8 protein-coding genes and 1 pseudogene are annotated in these 8,334 nt (G+C 54.3%); 1 reads left to right on the top strand and 8 read right to left on the bottom strand.

Going from position 1 to position 8,334, the window contains the following annotated elements:
• Both ACTG34_RS05570 and ACTG34_RS05565 read right to left on the bottom strand, forming a co-directional pair.
• A partial coding sequence (locus ACTG34_RS05570; RefSeq protein ID WP_439103994.1) for a leucyl aminopeptidase family protein occupies positions 1-1,226 on the bottom strand: 1,226 nt, incomplete at its 3' end.
• Positions 1,227-1,361: 135 nt separating this feature from the next.
• Positions 1,362-1,739 (bottom strand): hypothetical protein, encoded by a 378-nt coding sequence (locus tag ACTG34_RS05565; RefSeq protein WP_062217680.1) that lies wholly within the window; start codon positions 1,737-1,739, stop codon positions 1,362-1,364.
• A gap of 158 nt (positions 1,740-1,897) precedes the next feature.
• Here ACTG34_RS05565 and ACTG34_RS05560 point away from each other — a divergent pair, with 158 nt between their 5' ends.
• Entirely contained in the window at positions 1,898-2,545 is a 648-nt protein-coding gene (locus ACTG34_RS05560) for a carbonic anhydrase (protein ID WP_439103993.1), read from the top strand.
• On the opposite strand, the gene ACTG34_RS05555 is transcribed toward ACTG34_RS05560, so the two are convergent.
• From ACTG34_RS05555 to ACTG34_RS05530, 6 genes and pseudogenes are all read right to left on the bottom strand, one after another.
• Positions 2,542-2,727, bottom strand: a complete 186-nt coding sequence (locus ACTG34_RS05555) for a hypothetical protein (RefSeq protein WP_439103992.1) — start codon at positions 2,725-2,727, stop codon at positions 2,542-2,544. The two genes, ACTG34_RS05560 and ACTG34_RS05555, sit on opposite strands and share 4 nt — an antisense overlap.
• A gap of 362 nt (positions 2,728-3,089) precedes the next feature.
• Complete coding sequence (locus tag ACTG34_RS05550) at positions 3,090-4,718, bottom strand: DUF4139 domain-containing protein (RefSeq protein ID WP_439103991.1); 1,629 nt, start codon at positions 4,716-4,718, stop codon at positions 3,090-3,092.
• 565 nt (positions 4,719-5,283) lie between these two features.
• Positions 5,284-6,306 (bottom strand): aspartate-semialdehyde dehydrogenase, encoded by a 1,023-nt coding sequence (locus ACTG34_RS05545; protein ID WP_439103990.1) that lies wholly within the window; start codon positions 6,304-6,306, stop codon positions 5,284-5,286.
• A gap of 84 nt (positions 6,307-6,390) precedes the next feature.
• Positions 6,391-6,711 carry a hypothetical protein gene (locus tag ACTG34_RS05540; RefSeq protein WP_439104038.1) on the bottom strand — a complete coding sequence of 107 codons (321 nt, stop codon included), beginning with the start codon at positions 6,709-6,711 and terminating at the stop codon, positions 6,391-6,393.
• Between the two features lie 57 nt (positions 6,712-6,768).
• A pseudogene (locus ACTG34_RS05535) lies at positions 6,769-7,014 on the bottom strand (glycosyltransferase family 29 protein); the annotation flags it as partial.
• A gap of 359 nt (positions 7,015-7,373) precedes the next feature.
• The coding region (locus ACTG34_RS05530) for an MFS transporter (protein WP_439103989.1) at positions 7,374-8,334 on the bottom strand (961 nt) is incomplete at its 5' end.

The raw sequence follows: 8,334 nt of genomic DNA, 5'->3' as shown, positions 1-8,334 counted from the left end.
GCCGCAGTGATCGATCCGGCAAAACCACCAGATGGCGCGTTGTCGAGATCAGCAATACCAGGCTCAATCATCAGTTCATAGGGATCCCAAAATGGCATTTGCCAAACCGGATCGGCGGCTTGTTCAGCCCCATTCACAATGGCGGCGGCGTCACGTGGAGATGTCGCATAAAACGGGGCCAAATCGGGGCCAACCGCGACCCGCGCAGCTCCAGTTAACGTTGCCATCGACACGATGAGGTCAGGGTTTCCCTCATCCGCCAGCGCAAGTGCATCGGCCAAAACAAGCCGCCCTTCGGCGTCCGTATTATTGATCTCAACGGTAAGTCCCTTACGTGAAACCAAGATATCTTGTGGTCGAAAGCTATTCCCTGAAATCGCGTTCTCAACTGCGGGAATAAGTACGCGCAGCTGCACCTCGAGACCCAGCGCCATGATCATATGCGACAGGCCCAAAACGGTTGCCGCGCCCCCCATGTCCTTTTTCATCAGGCCCATCGACGCGCCCGGTTTTATGTTGAGGCCACCAGTGTCAAAACACACACCTTTGCCAACAAGTGTTAGTTTCGGGCCTGAATTCCCCCAATTGAACTCAATCAGGCGCGGAGCACGCGGAGACGCGCGCCCGACTGCGTGAATCATGGGCAAGTTGTGAGACAGCAAATCCTCACCCGCCACGACAGTCATCGTGGCGCCAAAGCAATCCGCGAGATCGCGCGCGGCGGCCTCCAACTCATCTGGCCCCATATCTGACGCCGGCGTGTTGATAAGATTGCGGGTCAATGCCTCGCCCGCAGCGACAATCTCCACCTTAGTGCGATCAACACCTGCTGGCGTCTCCAGTTGCGCCTTGGGCGCTGCTGTCGGCGCATATTTGTCGAACACATATCCCGAGAGAAGCCACCCGAGCGCCTGTTCGGTCAACGCCTCACCCTCCAGATCGGTTTCAAGCCGAAAGATTGCATCGGGAAGCTTTGCTCGTGCAGCAGCAAGGGCAAAACGCGTGCGTTGGCGTGCCGATTTAGTCCCAAGCCCTGCTAACGCACCCGATAGTCCCAACGCGTCTGGAAGAATGCAGATTTCACCAATGTTGGCCGTAAAACCGTTTGCCTCAACCCACTTCGCCTGAGACGGGGTCAAACGCGCCTTAACCGCATCCAATCCATCGGGTGCCACAAGGTAAAGCGGAAGGGCGGCGTCGGAGTCTTGAGCAAAGGTCAGGGACATTTTTAGTCTCATTTACTGTGAGTTTTCACTACCCTAGCTCATCCCTTGCTGCCTGCAAGGGCGATACGGATGTCATCGCAGCATGCATTGCTCGAAATCGGGATCAAGTGCGGCAACCATGCGCCGCTCAACACATCAAATTGACGCTCCTTGTAGATCCCAAACAGCCAAAAGAGAGTTTTCGCCAATGCGCATCAATCGCTCAACGTTCGCGGCCAATGCGGTGCCATCATCTGTCGTCGCGAGAACGCTGACACTTTTTGCAACTTGTGCGAATGTCACCATTCCGATTTGCTCTGAAATTGCGATCATGGAACGTGCGGCGCGCCGCAGTTCCTCAAGCTCGCCTTTGCGCTGACACGAGTCGACCTTTGCCAAACGCACGGCGAGCTCTTCCATAGCGCGCGTGACAACGCCATCCGCGCCAGACGTCCCCAATTGCGCATAAAGTTGATCCAGCCGTTCACGATCAAGACGGACCTCGCCATCCAGTCTAAGTTTAGACACTACCATAGTTCACCCCAATATTCATGCGCCCCCACGCATTGAGCCAATCTTGACTCGCACCATTGAAGAAAAAGTTTAATGGCGGGTCATTTCCCGCTTCGAAATCCGCAAAAATTTCATTATATTCAATTAAATTGCTTTAAACTGTGAGGGATCATAAACCGATGAAGAATGCAAAGCCGCTGCCGTCCTATATGGTGCAACGTTATCTCGGGTGGAAAGCGACAACATTTTCCGAAAATAGCGCGTGGTACCGCCGTCTCGCGGACGACGGGCAGCGCCCGCGCGCAATGATCATTTCATGCTGCGACAGCCGCGTTCATGTCACCTCGATCTTTGGCGCCGACCAAGGCGAGTTTTTTATTCACCGCAACATCGCCAACCTCGTGCCACCGTTTACTGATGACGGCGACTACCACGGCACATCAGCCGCCGTCGAATATGCGGTTAGTAGCCTGAAAGTGGCCCATGTGGTTGTTCTAGGTCACTCAAATTGCGGCGGCGTTCAGGGCTGTCACGATATGTGCTCAGGTCATGCGCCGGATCTCGAAGAAAAGTCATCTTTTGTCGGGCGCTGGATGGATATCTTGAGACCGGGGTACGAACGCGTTACCGCGCGAAACGAAGAGAACCCGATGCAGGCCTTGGAAAAAGAGTCTGTTCTTATTTCACTCGAAAACCTGATGACCTTTCCCTTTGTGCGTGCGGCAGTGGAAAGTGGCGAGTTGACCATTCACGGCCTGTGGACTGATATTGGCGAGGGCGGATTGCATCAATATGATGCTGACACTGCCAGTTTCGTTCAGATTTAACAGTGGTGCGATCTGACGAACATTGGCTTCGCTATCTGAGCCATCACCACACGCGTGGACACATCCGTCATCGATCCTGATGCGTCAACACAAGCGTTAGGAAAGAACATCACCGCGCCTTTTTCATGCTGGGCTAGAGCAATAAGTCTGTTGGAGCGGGCTTTTGCCAAAAAGTTTGTCATGGGTCACTTCCTTTTGATCTTACGGTTCAACTGTAGATCATCGGAGCATAGATGCATGCGCGCTGGTATTTTCGGATTTGGAAAATTTGATACAACGCTTCCACTTGGTAACGGGGGTAAAATAAAGTTAATTTATATCAGATATTTGCCCCGAAACTTCGACGCGGCGCCCGACGCCTAAAATTGTCATGACTGAGCATGTTTGGTTAAATTCCTTATACAGCTGTGGCAAACCTGAGGCGCCGCAAAGGCATCAATCTGGCGCCAATGTGTCGACTTGGAATTGCGCCTCAAACATACAGAATCATCCCGCACACATCGAAACAACTAGGCATGGTGTTGCGCCAATGTGCGCGGTGGGATCACTGGAGTTGCTGACCATCCGGCCACGTGAGCCGTTCGGTCAACTGTGTTGTCCACGTCGTGTTGGCCTCTAAGTCAAACACCCAGTGCAAAATCCCGCGCTGATCATTGGGTGCGACCTCACTTGGCATTTGGGTCGACGACCATTCAATGTCCAAGTCCTCCTGCTCGGAGACAGAAACACGGTCCAAAACTTCGATCGGCCATACCCGGTCCGTCAGGTTATCAACCGCAATCCGAACAGCACTTTCCATCTCGTTTGATTTGCGGATCATGCCACGATCCCCTTCATTGGCATCGACGATGATGCGTGACACTTTGATCCCATCAATCGGCCCAAATCCAAACTCGGCACGCTCGCCCGCGCCAATGCTGTCACTAAAGGTCTGACCAATAAATGATCCATCTCGGTATAGGCGCACCTCACCTGGGAGGAACATCTCACCACTCGTGTTTTGGAACGCCGCCATCAGATACCCCGTTTCGTCAAAAAGCGGCACAGCGCGCACCAACACTTTCGGCGCAAGATCAAGCACATTCATCGCAAACTCGGTCGCCTCATCTGCGCTCGAATAGACTGTTTGTTCTAGCGGCAGGTCATACGTCAAATTGAGCCCGTACGCGCGGGGAACCATGCTGTCGGCCTTCATCGGCGCCCCCTCAAGCATCATCGCATCTGCGGCCAGACTACGTGCCATCGGGCGCATATCGTCAGGGTCGAACACGCGACGGATCAACGGCGGTAGATAGGACGGATCCGTGCCGCGCTCGGGGCGGTCGGTTGACAGGGAAAGAGTGACGTCAAACCACGCCTCGCCTGTGGATTGCGTCACTTGCACACTACGTTCGAATTGCATATCGCCCGTCACCGTATCGAGCCGCGCTGTATAACTGGGTCGCCATCCCGCCGCTTGTATCGGATAAATGACATCAACTGATACCTCCCCAGCTTCTGGCACGTCTAAAGACAGCGAAACCGTCACACGCGCCTCTTCAGGGTCTGCAATACGCGCCAACTCAATCTTAGCCGCATCAAGAGCCGCCTTGGCGTCATTGAGACTGTCATTGAAGGCGTTTGAACGCGCTTGCGCCTGTGACATTGCCTCACGCGCCAACACGGATTGTTCACGAATCATCGCCGCAATCTGAGCCAAATCCGCGGCCGCCGTCCCGCTTGGGGCTTCCATGCGCGTCAAGAAATCCAGACCGTCTTGTGCGGCTGTCATTTCATCCATCGCCGCCGCTTTTTGGGTTTTCAACCGCTCGAGCGTGGCTTTGGCATCCGCAACCTGTTTGCGCGCTTCTGCCTCTTGGGACGACCAATCCTCTTTCGTGGTCTGTGGATCTGGGCGCACTCGGATTGGTCCCAGCTGTGCGTTTGTGAGCTCAGCACGGACACTTTGCGCAAACGACTGGGCGCTCTGCGCAGGTATGTTGGGAAGATGCAACTCGTGACGCCCCGCAGGCATTTGGAGGCGCACTCTGCGCACCACTTCACCGCCAGTGGGGTAGAACGTTGCAGATGTCACAACGCTTTGGGCCGTGAATGTGTCGGCTTGCGCCAAAACAGGCGTCAGCGTCACAATCGACGCCACGATAGCTGATGATATACAAGGGTGCAGGGCCATAATGTCCTCCTCAATTTGAGGTCAGAGTCCACTGGCCAATCATCATCCGCAACCCAATTGTACGTGTGCGCTCAATTGGGCGCTGCAACTGGCAACAGACCGCCTATCGCGATCAAAAAAGACACGCCTAAAGCGCGCGATCAGATGTGTCGGTATTGCTCTTACACCATACCTTTTCCTTGAACGTCCGACACAGATCTTCGCGGGTCAGATGTTGGTCGTTTGGTCGGAGCACATCTGTGCGATCCTCGCCAGTTGCGTGCGAGTCGCTCTCTATGTGGCGCTCCCGGACAGTAAAGTTCAACTTTACTCTAAACATGACTGCGCCCTCCGCGTTTCTATAGGCACCGATTCCCTTGGGCCGGTCATACCACTCTGGGTATTTTGCCGCGCGGGCGAAGATAGCTTTAAGTTAACGAGCTGGCCCAAAAGAAGATTTGTAAAATGCGACGCCCGACAGCCGATCAAACTCTGATCTCACTGGCCAAATCCACTCAGGGCAGGCACGAAAAAGGGCGCGAAACCGCACCCTTTTCCCATTATTCAATTTTTGACGGCGCGGGGGTTAGCCCTTTTTGAGAACTCTACGCCCCAACAGTTCGGCAATTTGAACCGCGTTCAATGCAGCACCTTTGCGCAGGTTATCGGAGACACACCACAGGTTGATACCATTCTCAACCGTCACGTCTTGGCGGATGCGCGACACGAACGTGGCGAAATCGCCAACACATTCGATAGGCGTCACATACCCGCCATCTTCGCGTTTATCGATCACCAGAATACCGGGCGACTCGCGCAAGATATCGCGTGCTTCGTCTTCATCAAGGAACTCTTCAGTCTCGATATTGATGCTCTCGGAGTGGCCCACAAACACAGGAACACGCACACATGTCGCGGTCACTTTGATCGACGGGTCAATGATTTTCTTGGTCTCTGCGACCATCTTCCATTCTTCTTTGGTGTCGCCGCTGTCCATAAAAACGTCGATATGCGGGATCACATTGAACGCGATCTGCTTGGGATAGACCGAAGGGTCGACCTCTTGGCCAGGGACATACATACCCTTGGTTTGGTTCCACAGTTCGTCAATCGCCGCTTTGCCCGAGCCGGACACGGACTGGTACGTCGACACGACAACGCGCTTGATCTTGGCCCGATCATGCAATGGCTTGAGCGCCACAACCATCTGCGCCGTTGAACAGTTGGGGTTGGCGATGATATTTTTCTTGGAATAGTCCATGATTGCATCTGGGTTCACCTCTGGCACAATCAGTGGCACATCAGGATCGTAGCGATACAGCGAGGAGTTATCGATAACCACACAGCCCGCTTTTGCCGCGATTGGCGCGAACTCTTTGGTGGCCTCAGAACCAACAGCAAAGAGGGCCATATCCCAGCCCGCAAAATCGAAGGTGGCCAAATCTTGGGTCTTCAGGGTCTTGTCGCCAAAGCTCACTTCGGTGCCGAGAGATTTGCGTGACGCAAGCGCCACGATCTCATCTACAGGAAACTCGCGCTCAGCAAGAATGTTCAGCATTTCACGGCCCACGTTACCCGTGGCGCCAACGACGACGATTTTATAACCCATCAGCGATACTCCTTGTTGTCCAAATGACACGCGTGGGGGATAGCGAAATCCACCCCGATGTAAAGACAGAATCCATGATGGGCCTTATTTCATCGGGTGAAGTGTGATCCGGTCGTCGTCCGCACAGAGCCCGTTTACGAACTGCGCCTCAGCATCAAAGTCGTGAGGCACATCATCCGCAGTGCGCCGCCCCGACAGCGATAGAGACGAGAAAAAATCGAACCCGTAGAGATCAATTTGCGCCGCGGGACTCTTGGCAATCAAATCAATCACCATCGCACCTGTGGTCGGCTGCCGGTCGAGCGCTTGCTCCAGTCGCGTATAATCCGCGCGCGGGTGGAGATAGAATCCATCCGAGATCGCGACACTCCAATCGAGTCGCTTGCGCTTGTGGCTGAACCACATCAGCCGCTTCGCTCCGATCCTTGCTCGTTCGCGCCTCGATACGCGCGTGGCCATAGCCAACCAATCGGTTTTCACCCCGTGGCTGATTTCCGCGGGCATTGGGGCGCGGTTTATGCGGATCACGACATCATGCGCTTCGATTTCAGGACCATAGCCGGTTCTGGCCAGATCTCGCGCGTTGCCGACTATAGCAACAGTTTTGCCTCGCAAACTGTCTAGGAGGGTTGCCTGATCTACCGAAGCGCGTGCAATCGGATTTTCAGATCTTAATGTACGCGCAAAATAAAATTTAAGCCTGTTCACGCCCCAAACACTCCAAATAACTATATTTCGAGACAACCGCTTCTGTCCTAGTTGCGAGAGCGCAATCGCACAGTACCCATCGTTCAAGTGAGGCCAAACTCAGTCTGAGGCCGCTCAGCAAAGTGGAAACAAAACAAAAGATGGCATTTCTCATTTGCACAACCAAATCACAGCGACGGATGTGTTCGATGAGTTTGGGGTCATTTTCCCAATCGTGGCGCGCAGGTGCGCACGCCGCAATTGTGATTCCGCGATCAACAAGGCCCGACTTGAGCTGTTCCATCACCCTGATGCACCCGTGGTGATAGCGGGTCGAGGTATCGTTCAAAATCACGCATTTGGGTGACGAGGCCGCGTCATCAATCATGTGCCCCTCCCGTAAATCTCTTTAGATCGACAACGTAGATCACCAAGCCTATCGCCAACATAACCGCAAAAAACACGAAAACGCTACCGTAGGGCGTGACGACAGTCGGTGCCGACACCTGAGTATGGGCAAACAGTCGCGCGGTTATGATCTGAAACACGCCAACGCCGCCGATGGAGAATAAATTGATCAGCGTCACGCCACGACCGACCAAATCCTCGGGCAAAAGTGTGCGGCCATGGTTCATAATTTGCGGATAGCTTGCGGTGAAAAAGCCGACGACCATAAACAGCGCGACAGTTGGAACAACAGGCCATTGTCCCCCGCTGCGCCACAGCGTGAGCAAGGCGACAATCGTGACAATACCGCTCCCACCAATAATGACTTTGCGGCTCTTGATTACGCGGTCCGCGGGGCCGAATGCGAAACTACCCAAAATCATCGCGATGGCCATGTAGATCGTCGCATTGCCGATTTGAATAGACCCCAAACCGAAGACGTCCGACAAATAACCACCAATCCAACTGCCCCGCAAACCGGCGCCAGGCGCATAGGCGACCATTGCGATGATCAGGATCGGGTACAAAGGGTAAATACGCAACAAATCGCTCAGCTTTCGCTTGGGCTGTGTGCGGTCGCGCGACACCCGTGGCGGATCACCGACCAGCCGCGACAAAGCCAATGCAACCAACGCCGTCACCCCCGCCAACACGAACATCGTCGCCCGCCAACCGATTGCCTCCAATGCGATGGAGAGGGGTGCGGACGCCAGAACATTGCCCAACGACCCGATCCCTAAAACAAGCCCTGCCAGCGTGCCGAATTTTTCGTGCGGTGCGAGACGTGCGAAAATGTAGAACGAGGTCATTAAAACCGGCGAACATCCAATGCCGATCAGGATCATGGCCATGTAAATTGACAAGGCACCTTGAGCCAAGCCAAACACGACCGCG

The organism is Celeribacter marinus, from assembly GCF_965656515.1.
GTDB classification, from domain to species: Bacteria; Pseudomonadota; Alphaproteobacteria; order Rhodobacterales; family Rhodobacteraceae; genus Celeribacter; species Celeribacter marinus_D.
The sequence above is the reverse complement of the archived record's forward strand: the minus strand, read 5'-3'. Positions and strand labels throughout refer to the sequence as shown.

Excerpts from the sequence above, each read along its gene's own strand:
- ACTG34_RS05565 (WP_062217680.1), bottom strand. The coding sequence starts at position 1,739 with ATGGTAGTGTCTAAACTTAGACTGGATGGCGAGGTCCGTCTTGATCGT.
- ACTG34_RS05560 (WP_439103993.1), top strand. The coding sequence starts at position 1,898 with ATGAAGAATGCAAAGCCGCTGCCGTCCTATATGGTGCAACGTTATCTC.
- ACTG34_RS05555 (WP_439103992.1), bottom strand. The coding sequence starts at position 2,727 with ATGACAAACTTTTTGGCAAAAGCCCGCTCCAACAGACTTATTGCTCTA.
- ACTG34_RS05550 (WP_439103991.1), bottom strand. The coding sequence starts at position 4,718 with ATGGCCCTGCACCCTTGTATATCATCAGCTATCGTGGCGTCGATTGTG.
- ACTG34_RS05545 (WP_439103990.1), bottom strand. The coding sequence starts at position 6,306 with ATGGGTTATAAAATCGTCGTCGTTGGCGCCACGGGTAACGTGGGCCGT.
- ACTG34_RS05540 (WP_439104038.1), bottom strand. The coding sequence starts at position 6,711 with ATGTGGTTCAGCCACAAGCGCAAGCGACTCGATTGGAGTGTCGCGATC.